This window comes from Spirillospora sp. NPDC049024 (assembly GCF_040649235.1).
Lineage (GTDB): Bacteria > Actinomycetota > Actinomycetes > Streptosporangiales > Streptosporangiaceae > Spirillospora.
In genome coordinates this window covers 33,271-49,060 of the sequence record NZ_JBEZFD010000008.1, presented here as the reverse complement: position 1 = coordinate 49,060, position 15,790 = coordinate 33,271, and the positions used below count along the sequence as shown (strand labels likewise).

Annotated in this window: 12 protein-coding genes; 9 read left to right on the top strand and 3 right to left on the bottom strand. The window is 74.2% G+C overall.

Annotated elements, in window-relative coordinates:
* Window positions 1–34 precede the first annotated feature (34 nt).
* The 3 genes from AB0C21_RS16665 to AB0C21_RS16655 are packed head-to-tail and all read left to right on the top strand — an operon-like array spanning window position 35 to window position 2,504.
* Complete coding sequence (locus tag AB0C21_RS16665) at window positions 35–1,054, top strand: FecCD family ABC transporter permease (RefSeq protein WP_500205333.1); 1,020 nt, start codon at window positions 35–37, stop codon at window positions 1,052–1,054.
* Window positions 1,051–1,821 carry an ABC transporter ATP-binding protein gene (locus tag AB0C21_RS16660; protein ID WP_500204998.1) on the top strand — a complete coding sequence of 257 codons (771 nt, stop codon included), beginning with the start codon at window positions 1,051–1,053 and terminating at the stop codon, window positions 1,819–1,821. Before AB0C21_RS16665 ends, AB0C21_RS16660 begins: the two co-directional genes overlap by 4 nt.
* The gene (locus AB0C21_RS16655) at window positions 1,818–2,504 is read left to right on the top strand and encodes an adenosylcobinamide amidohydrolase (protein ID WP_500204997.1); all 687 of its coding nucleotides are present in this window, start codon (window positions 1,818–1,820) and stop codon (window positions 2,502–2,504) included. The genes AB0C21_RS16660 and AB0C21_RS16655 overlap by 4 nt, the downstream gene beginning before the upstream one ends.
* Window positions 2,505–2,611: 107 nt before the next feature.
* Here the strand turns inward: AB0C21_RS16655 and AB0C21_RS16650 are convergent, their stop codons facing one another.
* Together AB0C21_RS16650 and AB0C21_RS16645 are read right to left on the bottom strand one after the other, a co-directional pair.
* Window positions 2,612–3,973, bottom strand: a complete 1,362-nt coding sequence (locus AB0C21_RS16650) for a chromosome segregation ATPase (protein ID WP_500204996.1) — start codon at window positions 3,971–3,973, stop codon at window positions 2,612–2,614.
* A 77-nt stretch (window positions 3,974–4,050) separates the two neighbouring features.
* Entirely contained in the window at window positions 4,051–5,598 is a 1,548-nt protein-coding gene (locus AB0C21_RS16645; protein WP_500204995.1) for an AMP-binding protein, read from the bottom strand.
* Between the two features lie 223 nt (window positions 5,599–5,821).
* On the opposite strand from AB0C21_RS16645, the gene AB0C21_RS16640 reads away from it, so the two are divergent.
* On the top strand, window positions 5,822–7,897 hold the full coding sequence (locus AB0C21_RS16640) for a vWA domain-containing protein (RefSeq protein WP_500204994.1): 2,076 nt from the start codon (window positions 5,822–5,824) through the stop codon (window positions 7,895–7,897).
* Between the two features lie 10 nt (window positions 7,898–7,907).
* Entirely contained in the window at window positions 7,908–9,299 is a 1,392-nt protein-coding gene (locus AB0C21_RS16635) for an extracellular solute-binding protein (RefSeq protein ID WP_500204993.1), read from the top strand.
* Window positions 9,300–9,309: 10 nt separating this feature from the next.
* Here the strand turns inward: AB0C21_RS16635 and AB0C21_RS16630 are convergent, their stop codons facing one another.
* On the bottom strand, window positions 9,310–9,903 hold the full coding sequence (locus tag AB0C21_RS16630; protein ID WP_353818784.1) for a TetR/AcrR family transcriptional regulator: 594 nt from the start codon (window positions 9,901–9,903) through the stop codon (window positions 9,310–9,312).
* A gap of 77 nt (window positions 9,904–9,980) precedes the next feature.
* Here AB0C21_RS16630 and AB0C21_RS16625 point away from each other — a divergent pair, with 77 nt between their 5' ends.
* The 4 genes from AB0C21_RS16625 to AB0C21_RS16610 are packed head-to-tail and all read left to right on the top strand — an operon-like array spanning window position 9,981 to window position 15,620.
* Window positions 9,981–11,594, top strand: a complete 1,614-nt coding sequence (locus AB0C21_RS16625; RefSeq protein ID WP_500204992.1) for a carboxyl transferase domain-containing protein — start codon at window positions 9,981–9,983, stop codon at window positions 11,592–11,594.
* An 8-nt stretch (window positions 11,595–11,602) separates the two neighbouring features.
* The gene (locus AB0C21_RS16620) at window positions 11,603–13,540 is read left to right on the top strand and encodes an acetyl/propionyl/methylcrotonyl-CoA carboxylase subunit alpha (RefSeq protein ID WP_500204991.1); all 1,938 of its coding nucleotides are present in this window, start codon (window positions 11,603–11,605) and stop codon (window positions 13,538–13,540) included.
* Window positions 13,537–14,466 (top strand): hydroxymethylglutaryl-CoA lyase, encoded by a 930-nt coding sequence (locus AB0C21_RS16615; RefSeq protein WP_500204990.1) that lies wholly within the window; start codon window positions 13,537–13,539, stop codon window positions 14,464–14,466. Before AB0C21_RS16620 ends, AB0C21_RS16615 begins: the two co-directional genes overlap by 4 nt.
* Before the next feature lie 5 nt (window positions 14,467–14,471).
* Window positions 14,472–15,620: an acyl-CoA dehydrogenase family protein gene (locus AB0C21_RS16610; RefSeq protein WP_500204989.1), complete on the top strand. Its 1,149-nt coding sequence runs from the start codon at window positions 14,472–14,474 to the stop codon at window positions 15,618–15,620.
* Window positions 15,621–15,790 lie beyond the last annotated feature (170 nt).

The following is a 15,790-nucleotide window of genomic DNA, read 5'->3' as shown; positions in this document are numbered from 1 at the left end:
GGACGACGGCTCACGGGACGGGAGCCAGGCCAAGCTGCGGGCGCTGCCATTGGTGGCGGCGGCCGGGCTGCTGCTCGCGACCCTGCTGGCGGGGGTGCTGGTCGGGTCGGCCGGGCTGTCGGTCGGCGGGGTCCTGAAGGCGCTGGCCGACAGGATCCCGTTCGTCAGCGTCGACAGCGGGTTCGGCGTCATCGACGAGAACGTGCTGTTCCAGCTCCGGGTGCCGAGGGCCCTGATGGCGGCGCTGGTCGGCGGGATGCTCGCCGTCGCGGGCGCCGGGTACCAGGGGGTGTTCCGCAACCCGCTCGCCGACCCGTACCTGCTCGGCGCGGCGGCCGGGGCCGGGGTCGGGGCGACGCTGGTCATCGCGCTGGTGCCGGGCGACCCCGGGTACGGGGTGCCGCTCGCGGCCTTCGTCGGCGCGATCGGCGGGGTGGCCTTGGCCTACCTGCTGGGCAGCGCCGCCACCGGGCGCGGGAACGGGACGGCGACGCTGGTCCTGGCCGGCGTCGCGGTCTCGTCGTTCCTCGCCGCGGTGCAGACGCTCATCCAGCAGATGAAGTCGGAGGAGCTGCAGCGGATCTACTCCTGGATCCTCGGCGGGGTCGGGTCGGCCGACTGGCACCAGCTCGGGCTCGTCTTCCCGTACGCGCTGGTCTCCACCGTGGTCCTCCTCGCGCACGGCCGGCTGCTGGACGTGCTGAGCGTCGGCGACGAGGAGGCTGCGTCGCTCGGCCTGTCGGCGTCGCGGGTCCGGCTGACGGTGCTGGTGGCGGCGTCGCTGGCGACGGCGTCGGCGGTGGCGGTGAGCGGGCTGATCGCCTTCGTCGGCATCGTCGTGCCGCACATCGTGCGGCGGCTGGCGGGCGGGTCGTACCGGATCGTGCTGCCGCTGTCGCTGCTCGGCGGCGCGGCGTTCCTGGAGGTCGCCGACCTCGTGGCGCGGACGGTGATCAGCCCGGGCGAGGTCCCGCTGGGCGTGGTGACGGCGTTCGTCGGCGGGCCGTTCTTCGTCGCGGTGCTGCGCGCGTCCCGCAGGCAGGTGGACACATGACCGTCTCGGTGCGGGGCCTCGATGTCGCGCTCGGCGGGCGGCAGGTGCTGAAGGGCGTGTCGCTGGACGTCCCGGCCGGGTCGTGGACGGCGGTCATCGGGCCGAACGGCGCGGGGAAGTCGACGCTGCTGCGGGCGGTCCTCGGCCTGGTGCCGTCCCATGGCGAGATCACCCTCGCGGGCGCGGACCTGCAGTCGCTCAAGCCGAGGCAGCGCGCCCGGCTCGTCGCCTACGCCCCGCAGAGCCCGAACCTTCCGGTGGGCATGACGGTGTTCGACTACACCCTGCTGGGCCGCTCCCCCTACATCCCGCATCTGGGACGGGAGAGCGCCCGCGACCGCGCCGTCACCGGAGAGGTCCTCGACCGCCTGGGCCTCACCCCGTTCGCGGCCCGCCCGCTGGACCACCTCTCCGGCGGGGAGCGGCAGCGCGTGGTGCTGGCCCGCGCCCTCGCGCAGCAGACCTCGGTGCTGCTGCTGGACGAGCCGACGACGGCGCTCGACATCGGCCACCAGCAGCAGGTGATGGAGCTGATCGACCGGCTGCGGCTGTCCGACGGGCTGACCGTGGTGACCACCATCCACGACCTGACGCTCGCCGGGCAGTACGCCGACGGGCTCGTCCTCGTCTCGGAGGGGCGGGTGGCGGCGGCCGGCCCGCCCGACCTGGTCCTCACCCGCGACACCGTCGAGAAGCACTTCGACGCCCGCGTGGTCGTCACCCCGGGGCCGGGCGGCCGGCCGATCCTGTCGCTGGAGCGCCCGTGAACCTCGAGACGGTGTGGCGCGAGGAGGACGGCCGGCGGCTCGCCTCGACCGTGTGGCGGGCCGGCCCCGGCCATCGGATGATCTCCTCGGCGATGCTGGGCGGCGGCATCGGCCCGGCCCGCTGGGTGCTGAACGCGCAGGTGCCCGGCGCATACGCGCGGACCGACCCGGTCGCGCACCTCTCCGAACTCGCGGCCGCGCGCGGGCTGGAGGGCCCCGGCGTCGGGATGCTCACGGCGGCCTCGGTCGCGCGCACGGTGCGGCGGGACGACGAGGGCGTGAGCGTGTCGGCGACGGTCGGGCTGCGCGTGCCGACCTGGGCGGCCTCCCCCGCCGGGACGCCCGACCCGGAACTGGCCCCGCTGGAGGGGGACGGGACGCACGCCCGGACGCCCGGAACGATCAACATCGTGGTCGCCGTTCCCGTCCCGATGAGCGACGCGGCGCTGGTCAACGCGGTCGTCACCGCCACCGAGGCCAAGACCCAGGCGCTGCTGGAGGCGGGCTTCCCGTGCACGGGCACGGCGTCCGACGCGCTCTGCGTCGCGGCCACGACCCGCGGGGAGCGGGAGGTCTTCGCAGGACCCCGGTCCACCTGGGGTTCGCGGATCGCCCGGGCCGTGCACGCCGCCGTCCGCGCCGGAGCCCTCGACTACGCCGCCCGGCTGGAGGCCGGCGGTTAACCGGCCGCCGTACCACCCCGGTGCGGTACGGCGGCCGGTCTCAGGGCCAGTGCAGTGTGGGGGTCAGGCCTCACCTCCTACCTGTGCGTCGCGTGGCCGGCAGGCGATCAGCCGGCATGGGGAAGGCGATGTCCGTTGATCCCGCCGTGTCCTCCGTGTCCGTAGCCGTTGTAGTCGTTGCGGGGCAGCGGGTCGGTGGCGAGCGGGTCGCCCCCGTCCAGCAGGGACCCGCCCATCGGGGGCAGGGAGTGCAGCCCGGTCGGCGGCTCCCGGTCGACGGCCGGGCGCGGCCCGGTCGCGGACGGGTCCGCGCGCCCCTCCGACAGCGCGGTGAGCGCGTCGACGCGGCGGCGCGCGCGCTCGGCCTCGGCCCGGGCGGCGTCCCGCTCGGCGGTCAGCGCCTTAACCGCGGCGCGCAGCTCCTCGGCGGCGCGGGTGAGCTGCCAGTTGTGCTGCTCCAGCTCGCGGGCCCGCGCCTGGATCTGGTCGCGATCGGCGACGGCCTGCCCCCGTTTGGCCTCGGCGTCGCGGACGGCGGAGCGCAGGTCCTCGGCGGCGCGGACGGCCGCGGCGGCCTCGACGCGCTGCCCCTCGACCAGGGTCTCGGCCTCCGACAGCCGCCCGTGCAGAGCGACGAGTTCCGAGCGGGCGCTCTCCAGGGAGGCGAGCAGCTCGCCCTCCCGGGCGGCCATGCGGTCGCGCTCGCGCTCGGCGGCGAGCCGGGCGGCGCCCGCGCCGTCGGCCTCGTCCCTGGCCTCCTGGCATTCGCGCCGCGCGGTGTCCCGCTCGGCGGCGAGCCGCTCGGCCTCGGCGCGGGCGGATTCCGCCTCCTGCTCGGCGGCCTCGGCGCGGGCGCGGGCGGTCGCGGTCTCCCGCCACGCCACCTCGGCCTGGCGCTGGGAAGCGTCGCGCTCGCGCTGCGCGATCGCGACATGCCCGGCGGCCTCGGCGCGGGCCTCGGCGATCCGCCGCTCGACGCCCGCGACGCTCAGCTCGGACACCAGCGAGCCGGCGAGCCGGTCGGCGAGGCCCTCCAGCCGGTCGACCATCTCCCACGTCCAGGCGACCTGGCCGGTGAGGCCGGGCGACTCCAGTCCGCGCTCCCGGCTCTCGCGCGCGGCCCGCTCGCACGCGCCGTCCCCGTCCTGGCAGTACCGGACGGTGCGGGCGCCGCGCACCGGCTGCGGCACGGGCCGTCCGCAGCCGGCGCACGGCCAGACCGCGACCGGGTCACCGAGGCGTGCGATCCCGGCGCGGTCGTCTTCGGGGGCGGGCGCCCGCCCCGCTCCGGCCGGGGCGTCCGGCAGCGCGTCGGAGGCCGCCCGCGGGCCCGCCGGGTCCGCGCGGGCCGCCGGCTCCTCCGCCTCGGCGTAGGCGGCGGGGTCGGTGATGACGGGAAGGTCGGTCTGCGTCGGGGCGGCGGGGGTCGGGGCGACGTTGTCGAGGGGGGCGACCTTCAGGTCTTTCATGTGCCGTTGTACGCACGGACGCCCGGAGGCGTTCGACGTTCGCGGCGACGAGTTCCCGCCGGTCCCTCCCCGCGGCGTCAGCCCTCCTGTTCCCGCAGGTAGGCCTCCCGCACGCTGCGGCGGCTGAGCTTTCCGGACGGGGTCCGCGGCAGCGATTCGCGGAACTCCACCTGCCGGGGATGCTTGATCCGCGCCAGCCGGGGCGCGCAGTGCGCGAGCAGTTCGGCGGCGAGGGCGTCCCCCGGGGCGGCGCCCTCGGCGGGTTCGACGAGCGCGACGACCCGCTGCCCCCAGTCGTCGTCCGGGACGCCGATGACGGCGACGTCGCCGACCGCCGGGTGCTGGAGCAGGACCGACTCGACCTCGGCGGGGTAGATGTTCACCCCGCCGGAGATGATGAGGTCGGTGCGGCGGTCGCTCATGTAGAGCCAGCCGTCCTCGTCGAGGCGGCCGAGGTCGCCCGGGGTGTAGTACTCGCCCCGCATCGCGGCGGCGGTCTTGGCCGGGTCGCCGTGGTACTCGAACCCGGGCTGACCCGACGCGTAGATGAGGCCGATCTCTCCCGGCGGCAGCTCGGCGCCCTCCGGGTCGAGGATCTTGATCTGCACGCCGTCGACCGCGCGTCCGACCGTCCCGGGGCGGGCGAGCCACTCGTGCGGGGCCGCGACGACGACCGCGCCGCTCTCGGTGGAGCCGTAGTACTCGTAGAGGACGGGCCCCCACCAGTCCATCATCCTCTGCTTGGTCTCCACGGGGACGGGCGCGGCGCTGTGGTACACCTGGCGCAGCGTCGACAGGTCGTACCGGGCGCGGACGTCGTCCGGCAGGGCCAGCATCCGGTGGAACATCGTCGGCACCATGAACGCGTTGGTGACGCCGTGCCGCTGGATCAGCTCCAGGGTGTGCTCGGGGTGGAACCGCGGGGCGACGACGACGGCGTGGCCGAGGTTCAGCGCCATCATCGCGTGCACACAGGGCGCGGAGTGGTAGAGCGGCGCGACGGCGAGGTGGACCTCGTCGCCGGGGACGAGCCCGAGGTGCCGCCCCAGCGTCCGCCGCATGATGTCGATCAGCACCTCGGGCGCGATGTCGAGCAGGGGCCGCCGGACGCCCTTGGGCCGCCCGGTCGTCCCGGAGGTGTAGAGCATGATCGAGCCCATGCGCCGCTTGGCGGGCGGCTCCGCGCTCCCGGAGGCGCACAGCGCGGCCATCGACCGGAATCCGCCGCCGGTGTCGACGCTCACCCGGCCCTCGGCCGGGACGCCCGCCTCGTCGGCCGCGCCCGCCACCGCCTCCGCCAGCGCGCTCTCGGTGATGACGGCCTTCGCGCCGCTGTCGCCCAGGATGTAGCCGATCTCCGGCGCGGTCAGGTGGCGGCTCACCGGGACCAGGTACAGCCCCGACTGGACCGCCGCCAGCAGCACGGTGAGGAACTCGGGCCGGTTGCCGAGGACGGTCGCCAGCGTGTCGCCAGGACGAAGCCCGATCGCGGTCAATGCGTTGGAGAGCCGGTTCACCTCGGCGTGCAGTTCGCCGTAGGACATCGGTACGCCGGGGGCCAGCACGGCGGGGCGGTCCGGGTCGTTGCGCGCGATCTCGTAGAAGCCGACACCCTCGACGCCCATACGGCTCTCCTCCGTCCGGGGGGCATGCAACCGAATCGTGTTCGACCATCTGATCCGGGCGGCGCCGGGACAGTCAAGGCCGCCGGTGTCCGGCCCACGCCCGATGGGGAAGATCGTCCGATCCAGGACAGCGGTTTTCCATGACCTTGCTCGTCCGGGCAATTATCATTGGACGTCGGATCGAAGAACGGAACACCGTGCTTTCCTCGGCGACGGAGCCGGAATGAGTGAGTCGGGCAACGAGAACTCTGGTTCGCGGCTCGACCGGCTCATGCAGGCGGCGATTCCCGGTCTGCTCTTCGGTGTGCTCTCCGGCCTGATCGTCAAACTGATCAACGCGTTCGCCTGGCTGGAGACCCTCACGCTGGCGCTGCTCGGTCTGGCCATCGCGGCGGGCTCGGTGGCGCTGTCGGTGGCGCTGTTCCGCTCCCAGCGGGCGGGGGCCGTGCTGAAGAGGGTCTTCGAGAAGCTCCCCTGGAACGCGGAGGCCGTGGCGTGGACGTTCGCCGGCGCGGCGGCCATGGCGGTGGTCCTGCTCGCGGGGACGGGCATCGTCGCGCTGGCCGGGCACGCACGCCCGTGCGGCCGGCCGCTGGAACTGCGCGTCGTCACCACGCCGGAAGCGCTTCCCGCGCTGCGCGACACCGCGAAGGCCTTCGAGGCCGGCAGCGAGGAGCGGGGCTGCCGCGAGTACACCGTCACCGTCACGCCGGAGCCGGAGTTCGTGCAGCTCTCCGAGGCGTTCGGACGGCTGTGGCGGCGCAGCGAGCCGCCGAGCGGCGAGGTGGCGCCCGCACCGGCCGACGAGCGGCTCTACGGCCCGCAGCCCGACGTCTGGATCCCGTCGTCGACGGCCGAGTTCGAGTACGTGGAGAAGAGCCCGGCCCAGGTCCGCGAGGTGCCGGCCGCCGGGTCCCCGAGCCCGAGCCCGCCCGCCAAGGTCGACCCGGTGTTCACGCCCCGCGGCTCGCTGGGGTCGTCGCCCCTGGTCCTCGCGTTGTTCGGGAAGTACGGGGTCAGGTACTCGGCCTTCAAGCCGCCGGAGCGGTCCACCGCCGCCCTGCTGCAGCGCTTCGACGAGGCGGGCGTGAGGCCGCGCAACATCGCCCGTCCCGTCCCCGAGACGTCGGCTCCCGCGCTGGCGGTGACGCCCGTCCTCTACCAGGCGCTGCCGGGCGACGCGCGTCAGGACGAGGAGTTCGCCTCGCCCACCGCCCTGGTCGCGCCGGACGCGGTGACCCTGCTGTGCAAGGCCCGCCAGGGCTCCCGTCCGCCGGACCGCATCGCCTTCGCCGTTCCGGAGCAGGTCGTCAGCGACTACGACACCGGACGGCTCAAGGAGCAGTGCGGCGCCGCCGAGGCGCCCGCCGCCGGCGGCGAGTGGATGCTGTACCCGTACTACGCGGCCGACCTGCCGACGCTCGACTACCCCTTCATCCAGGTGACCTGGCGCGGCCAGGACACGCGCGAGCGCGACCAGGGCGTCGCCCGGTTCCACCGCTGGCTGGCCGGCCATCCCCTCACCCAGCAGGGCTTCCGGGACCCGCAGGGCCTCATGCCGTCCGCGCACGAGGGCGACTCCGCCCGCCCCGACCTGGTGGCCCTGCGGAAGAAGGCCGGCTCCAACATCGTCCCGACGCAACTGGCCCCGGTGGGCGCGAACGGCGGCGGCCAGGACGTGGCCGCGAACCTCGAACGCGTCGCCGGCGCGCGCCCCCCGATCTCCGTGGCCCTCATGCTCGACGTGTCGGGGTCGATGAGCCGCCCGGCCGTGGGCCGCGACACCCGGCTGGCGCGCGGGGTCTCGTTCCTGCAGAGCCTGGTCGCCCAGCTCCAGAGCCATGACAGCGCGGGCTTGCAGGTGGCGTCGGAGAAGAAGTCGCCGGTCGACCCCTACACCCTGGAGAACGTCCGGCTCACCGGGACCGACCCCCGGCAGAAGAACCGGATCACGAGCCATCTCCAGGCGGTCGCGACCACCGGGAGCGACATCGCGCTCGGCGACATGATCGGAAAGGCCGAGCTGGGCCAGGGGGCGAAGAACCTGATCGTCGTCACCGACGGGCAGTCCGGCGGATCCGGCGATCCCGGATCGATCCGCGAGGCGGCCGCGAGGTTCCGCGACCGGCACCGGGACGTGCGGGTGACGGTGGTGCTGACGGGTCCGACGGGCTGCGACGCCTCCCCCGCCAAGGAGGTCGCGGACGCGTTCGGCCCCGCGGACGGCACGGCGTGCGTGGCGCTGACGCGGACGCCGGAACCGCAGCAGGCCGCGCAGCTCCTCTCCGACCTGCGATGAACGGAGGGCGATGACGGGACGGCGGCGACGGTTCCCGCCCCGGGGGCGGACGTCCTGGCTGGGCGCCGCGAGCGGGGCCGGGGCGGTGCTGGTCTGCGGGGCGGCGCTGGTCCTGTGGCCCGGCTCCTCCGGGTACCGGGCCCTGGCGCCCGACTGCGCCCGCTCGGAGCTGGTCGTGGCGGGCGGTACCGACGTGAGCCTGAACAACCAGCGCCGGCAGCTGATCCGGGACTGGAACGCCGGGGGCAACCCGCACGCCACGCTCGTGGAGGTCGCGGAGTCCACCGACTCCCAGCACAGCCAGATCAAGGCGATGGAGGAGTCCGGCGGCTGCGGCTACGACGTGCTGGTCATGGACAACACCTGGACGGCGGAGTTCGCCGCCGGCGGTTACCTGCGGCCGCTCGACGACATCGGGAGGCGGAGCGACTTCTTCCCCGTCGCGCTGGAGACCGGGCAGTGGCACGGCAAGCAGTACGCCGTCCCGTTCAACGTGGATGTCGGGCTCCTCTACCGCCGCGACGGCGTGCAGGCCCCGGGGAACTGGTCGAACCTGCTCGATTCCGGGGCCGCGTTGCAGCTCGGCGACTACGAGGGGCTGACGGTCAACGCCCTGGAAGCGGTGTGGAACGACGGGGGCGGCCGTCTGCTCACCGGCGAGGAGCACCCCGACCAGGAGAAGTTGCGGAAGAAGGTGTTCCCGGCGCTGGAGCGGATGGCCTCGCATGTTCGCGAGCCGCGGTCGGCGCGCTGGCCGCTGGCGGCGTCGCGGTCGTACGACGAGCAGAAGAGCATGGAGGCGTTCCTGTCCGGGGCGCCGCTCATGCGGAACTGGCCCTACGCGTTCTCCACGCTCGCGACCGAGCCGGGGATGCGGGACGGGAAGCGCCTGCGGTACGCGGTGGCCGCCCTGCCCGGCACGACCGTCCTGGGCGGTCAGAACCTCGCCGTCTCCAAGCACTCCCCCCATCCGGACGCCGCGCTCAAGCTCGTGGAGTACCTGAGCGGAACGGACAGCCAGCGGCTGCTGTTCGCGTGCGGCGGCTTCGCGCCGGGACGCTACAGCGCGCTCGGCCTGAGCCCCGAGCACCACGCGGAGGCCGATGTGAAGGTGATGACGTGCTCCGCCGCCGAGCAGGCGCTCAAGTCGGGCGGCGGCGGATCCGACGGCGCCGAATCGGAGGAGGTCGAACTCGACGAGGCGCAGCTGACCGACCTCGGGAAGGCCGTGGTGCAGGCGCTGGCCCGGGCGCAGCCGCGTCCCGTGACGCCGCACTACAGCACGTTCACCGGTACGTTCCGCGGCTGCGTGCAGAAGATCTTCGACCGGTCGGGGACGGACGCGAAGACGTTCGCCAGGGTTGTGGGCCGCTCGCTCGACGGGCGCACGGCGTCCTGCTGACCGCGGCCGGTCAGCGGGCGCGTTCGAGGGCCGCGCGGGCCATGCCGTGCAGGAGGTCGCCCATCGCGTCGCGGTCGAGGCCCTGCGCGGCGCTGCGCGGGGTGGAGTTGAGCAGGCCGAAGCAGGCGTGGACGGCGGCGCGGGTGCGGTCGTCCGGGAGCCGGGGGCCGAGGCGGCGCAGGACGGCGACCCACTCCTCGACGTAGGCGCGCTGGAGCCGGCGGATGCGGTGGCGCTGCGGCTCGGGGACGTTGTCCAGCTCCCGCTCGTGCACGGTGATCAGCGCGGGGTTGTCGAGGGCGAACGCGATGTGCCAGCGCAGCAGCGCGTCCAGGGCGCGGCCGGGGTCGGGGTCGGCGGCGCGGCGGACGCCCTCGGCGAGCAGCCGCTCGCTGATGTCGAGGAGCATCTCGGCGAGCACGGCCTCCTTGCCGCTGAAGTGCCGGTAGAGGGCGGGCCCGGTGAGCCCGACGGCCCGGCCGAGGTCGCCGATGGACGCCCCGTGGTAGCCGCGGCGCGCGAACAGCTCGGCGGCGGCGCCGAGGATCTCGGCCCGGCGCGGATTGGGCGGGCCCGGCGGCGCCTCGGCCGGATGCGACGTCATGCGGCCAGTCTAGACTAGAGTTGTTAACGACCGTTAACATCGGCATTGTTAATGAACGTTAACCGGGAAGGGGGGTCATGAGCGGACCCGAGATCGGCTCGCGCGCCGACGTCGCGGGCGAGGCGTTCAAGGCGAACGCCGCGCACAACGAGGCGCTCGTCGCGGAGCTGCGCGACCGCGTCGACCGGGCGGGCCGCGGCGGACCGGAGCGCGCCCGCGAGCGGCACGTGGCGCGCGGCAAGCTGCTCCCCCGCGACCGGGTCGACACGCTCCTGGACCCCGGCTCGCCCTTCCTGGAGCTGTCGCCGCTGGCCGCGAACGGCATGTACGGGGACGAGGCGCCGGGCGCCGGGATCATCACCGGGGTCGGCCGGGTCTCCGGCCGCGAGTGCGTCGTGGTCGCCAACGACGCCACGGTCAAGGGCGGCACCTACTACCCGGTCACGGTGAAGAAGCACCTGCGGGCGCAGGAGGTGGCGCTCCACAACCGCCTGCCCTGCGTCTACCTGGTCGACTCCGGCGGCGCGTTCCTGCCCCGGCAGGACGAGGTGTTCCCCGACCGCGAGCACTTCGGCCGCATCTTCTACAACCAGGCCACGATGTCGGGCCGCGGCATCCCGCAGATCGCGGCGGTGCTGGGGTCGTGCACGGCGGGCGGCGCCTACGTCCCGGCCATGAGCGACGAGGCCGTCATCGTCCGCGGCCAGGGGACGATCTTCCTGGGCGGGCCGCCGCTGGTGAAGGCCGCGACCGGCGAGGTCGTGACGGCGGAGGAGCTGGGCGGCGGCGAGCTGCACTCCCGCACGTCCGGCGTGACCGACCACCTCGCCGAGGACGACGCGCACGCGCTGCGGATCGTCCGCGACATCGTCGGCACGCTGGGGCCGCGCGAGCCGCGCCCGTGGGAGGTCGCGCCGCCGGAGGAGCCGGCCGCCGACCCCTCCGAGCTGTACGGGATCGTCCCGCCGGACTCCCGCACCCCCTACGACGTGCGCGAGGTCATCGCCCGCATCGTGGACGGCAGCCGCTTCCAGGAGTTCAAGAAGGAGTACGGCGCCACGCTCGTCACCGGGTTCGCGCGCATCCACGGGCACCCGGTCGGGATCGTCGCCAACAACGGCATCCTGTTCGGGGAGTCCGCGCAGAAGGGCGCGCACTTCATCGAGCTGTGCGACCGGCGCAGCGTCCCGCTGGTGTTCCTGCAGAACATCACCGGGTTCATGGTCGGCCGCGAGTACGAGGCGAGCGGCATCGCCAAGCACGGCGCGAAGATGGTGACCGCCGTCGCCTGCGCCCGCGTCCCGAAGTTCACCGTCGTGATCGGCGGCTCGTTCGGCGCCGGGAACTACGCGATGTGCGGCCGGGCGTACTCGCCGCGCTTCCTGTGGATGTGGCCGAACGCCCGCATCTCGGTCATGGGCGGCGAGCAGGCGGCGAGCGTCCTCGCCACCGTGCGCCGCGACCAGATGGAGGCGCGCGGCGAGGAGTGGCCCGCCGAGGACGAGGAAGGGTTCAAGGCGCCGATCCGCGAGCAGTACGAGGCGCAGGGCAACCCGTACTACTCGACGGCCCGGCTGTGGGACGACGGGGTGATCGACCCGCTCGACACCCGGCGCGTGCTGGGGCTCGGGCTGTCGGTCGCGGCCAACGCACCGCTGGAGCCGGTCGGCTACGGCGTCTTCCGGATGTGAGGGTGTTGATGTTCGACAGCGTCCTGGTCGCCAACCGCGGGGAGATCGCCGTCCGCGTGTTCCGCACGCTGCGGCGGCTCGGCATCCGTTCCGTGGCCGTGCACGCCGGGGCCGACGCCCTGGCGCGCCACGTGCGGGAGGCCGACGAGGCCCTGCTGATCCCGTCGTACCTGGACATCGAGGCCGTCATCGCGGCCGCCCGCGACTCCGGCGCCTCGGCCGTGCACCCCGGGTACGGGTTCCTCGCCGAGAACACGGCGTTCGCGCGGGCGTGCGGCGAGGCGGGGCTGGTGTTCATCGGCCCGCCGGCCGAGGCGATCGACGCGATGGGCGACAAGATCCGCGCGAAGCGGACCGTCGCGGCCGCCGGCGTCCCCGTCGTCCCCGGGCGGGACGAGCCCGGCCTGTCCGACGCCGAACTGGAGGCCGCCGCACTGGAGGTCGGGCTGCCGGTGCTGCTCAAACCGTCCGCGGGCGGCGGCGGGAAGGGCATGCGGCTCGTCCGGGACGCCGCGGACCTGCCGGAGGCGATCGCGTCCGCGCGGCGGGAGGCCCGCGGCTCGTTCGGCGACGACACGCTGCTCGCCGAGCGGTTCGTGGAGAACCCGCGGCACATCGAGATCCAGGTCTTCGCGGACGCGCACGGCGCCGCCGTGCACCTCGGCGAGCGCGAGTGCAGCCTGCAGCGCCGGCACCAGAAGATCATCGAGGAGGCGCCGTCCCCGCTGCTGGACGCCGCGGCCCGCGAGCGGATGGGCGCCGCCGCCGTCGCCGCCGCGCAGGCCGTCGGGTACGTGGGCGCCGGGACGGTCGAGTACATCGTCTCGGCCGACCGCCCTGACGAGTTCTTCTTCATGGAGATGAACACCCGGCTCCAGGTCGAGCACCCCGTCACCGAGCTCGTCACGGGCCTCGACCTGGTCGAGCTCCAGCTCCGGGTGGCGGCGGGAGAGCCGCTGCCGTTCGCGCAGGACGAGGTGCGGCTCGACGGGCACTCCATCGAGGCCCGCGTCTACGCCGAGGACCCGGCCCGCGGCTTCCTCCCCACGGGCGGGAAGGTGCTCGCGCTGAGCGAGCCCGAGACCGCGCGGGTCGACTCCGGGCTGGACGTCGGGACGGAGGTCGGCGGCTCCTACGACCCCATGCTCGCCAAGGTCATCGTCCACGGCGCCGACCGCGCCGAGGCGCTCCACAAGCTCGACCGCGCGCTCGCGTCCTACACGCTGCTGGGCGTCCCGACGAACGTCGCGTTCCTGCGCGCGCTCATGCGGCACCCGTCCGTCGTGTCGGGCGACCTCGACACCGGCCTGGTCGAGCGCGCCCTGGACGAGCTGGTCGCGGGCGCGTCCGTCCCGCCCGAGGTGCTCGCCGCCGCCGCGCTGGAGCGGATGCTCGACCTGGAGTCCGGCGACGACCCGTGGGACGTCCCGGACGGCTGGCGGCCCGGCGCCCACGCCTGGGCGCCGTGGATCATCACCCCGTCCGGCGGTGACCCGGTGGAGGTCCGCGTCCAGGGCAGGGCCGCGTCCGCGCGCGTCGCCGTCGGCGGCGAGGAGCCGGTCTCCGCGTCGCTGACCAGGCCGTTCACGCTGACCTACGGTGGAAGGACGACCTCGTTCGCGAGCGCCCGGGACGGGCGCACCCTGTGGCTCGGGCGCGACGGGCACGCGTGGGCGCTGAGCGAGCACGTCCGCGCCGAGGGCGGCGCCGACGCCGCGGCCGCGGGCGACGGGGTGCTGCGCAGCCCGATGCCCGGGACGGTCCTGGCGGTCAAGGCGGCCGAGGGTGACCGCGTCGAGGCCGGGCAGGCCCTCGTGGTCGTCGAGGCGATGAAGATGGAGCACACCGTCACCGCGCCGCTCGCCGGCGTCGTGGCGAAGCTGCCGGTCCGCGCGGGCGCGCAGGTCGCGCTCGACGCGGTGCTGGCCGTGATCGAGGAGGCATGACGGTGCCGGTACCCCTCTCCGGCCTTCCCGAGCGGGTCACGATCTACGAGGTCGGGCCGCGGGACGGGCTGCAGAACGAGAAGGCGGTCGTCCCCGCCGAGGTGAAGGCGGAGTTCGTGACCCGCCTGGCGGGCGCGGGGCTGCGCACGATCGAGACGACCAGCTTCGTCCACCCCAAGTGGGTGCCGCAGCTGGCCGACGCCGAGGAGCTGCTGGACATCCTGCCCCGCTCCCCCGAGCTGCGGTATCCCGTCCTCGTGCCGAACGAGCGCGGCCTCGACCGGGCGCTCGCCAACGGCGTCACCGAGATCGCGATCTTCGGCAGCGCGACCGAGACGTTCGCCCGCCGCAACCTCAACCGCACCGTGGACGAGTCCCTCGCGATGTTCGCCCCGGTCGTGGAACGCGCGCGCGCCGAGGGCCTCTGGGTGCGCGCCTACGTGTCGATGGTGTGCGGCGACCCCTGGGAGGGCGACGTGCCCGTCGAGCAGGTGGTGTCCGTCGCGTCCCGGATGATGGACATGGGCTGCTCCCAGCTCAGCCTCGGCGACACCATCGGCGTCGGAACGCCCGGCCAGGTCACCGCGCTCATCGAGGCGCTCACGCAGGCGGGCATCGGCACCGACCGGCTGGCGGTCCACTTCCACGACACATACGGCCAGGCCCTCGCCAACACACTGGCCGCACTCCGCGCCGGCGTCACCGTCGTGGACTCCTCCGCGGGCGGCCTCGGCGGCTGCCCGTACGCGGAGAGCGCCACCGGCAACCTGGCCACCGAGGACCTCGTCTGGATGCTCAACGGCCTCGGCATCGAGACCGGCGTCGACCTCGCCGGGCTCGCGGCCACGAGCCGCTGGATGGCGGGCCACCTGGGCCGCCCAAGCCCGTCCCGCGTAGTCCAAGCCCTGTCACCTGAATCGGAGTAGCGCAAATGATCGACTTCACGCTCAGCGAGGAGCAGGAGGAGCTGCGGCGCACGGTCGAGCGGTTCGCCCGCGAGAGCGTCGCCCCGGTGATCGGGGACCTGTACGAGCGCGGCGAGTTCCCCTACGAGATCGTCGCCGCGATGGGGAAGATGGGGCTGTTCGGGCTCCCGTTCCCCGAGGAGCACGGCGGCATGGGCGGCGACTACTTCACGCTCTGCCTGGCCCTGGAGGAGCTGGCGCGCGTCGACTCGTCCGTCGCGATCACGCTGGAGGCCGGGGTGTCGCTGGGCGCCATGCCGATCTACCGGTTCGGGTCGGCCGAGCAGAAGGAGCGGTGGCTGCCTCAGCTCACCTCGGGCGAGCGCCTCGCGGGCTTCGGGCTGACCGAGCCGGGCGGCGGCTCGGACGTCCCCGGCGGCATGCGCACCACGGCCCGGCTGGACGGCGACTCCTGGGTGATCAACGGCTCGAAGGCGTTCATCACCAACTCCGGCACCGACATCACCGCGTTCGTGACCGTGACCGCGTTCACCGGCGAGAACGAGATCTCCACGATCATCGTCCCGAACGGCACGCCCGGCTTCACGGTCGGCCGCAAGTACTCCAAGGTCGGCTGGTCGGCGTCCGACACGCGGGAGCTGTCCTTCGACGACGTCCGCGTCCCGGCGGAGAACCTCGTCGGCGAGCGCGGCCGGGGGTACGCCCAGTTCCTGCGGATCCTGGACGAGGGCCGCATCGCGATCGCCGCGCTGTCGGTCGGCCTCGCCCAGGGCTGCGTGGACGAGTGCCTGCGCTACGTCCGCGAGCGGGAGGCCTTCGGCAAGGAGATCGGCCGCTACCAGGCCATCCAGTTCAAGGTCGCCGACATGGAGACCCGCGCGCACACCGCCCGCCTCGCCTACTACGCGGCGGCCGCGAAGATGCTGGCGGGCGAGCCCTTCAAGAAGGAGGCCGCCATCGCCAAGCTGGTCGCCTCCAACGCCGCCATGGACAACGCCCGCGACGCCACGCAGGTGTTCGGCGGCTACGGCTTCATGAACGAGTACGCCGTCGGCCGCTTCTACCGCGACGCGAAGATCCTCGAAGTGGGCGAGGGCACCTCCGAGGTCCAGCGCATGCTGATCGCCCGCGCCCTGGGCCTCCCGACCTCCTGACCTGACCCGCCCCGGCGGCCGGCCCGCTCCCCGCGGCCCGGCCGCCGAATCGCGCCAAGGGCGCCCCTGCCTCAGGGGCGCCCTTATTGATGCATGGCGCCCTTCACACCTTCGGTCGAGCCTCCCCGCCGATGAGCGGCGCAGGGGCGCCACCTCTCCCCCCGCCCTTG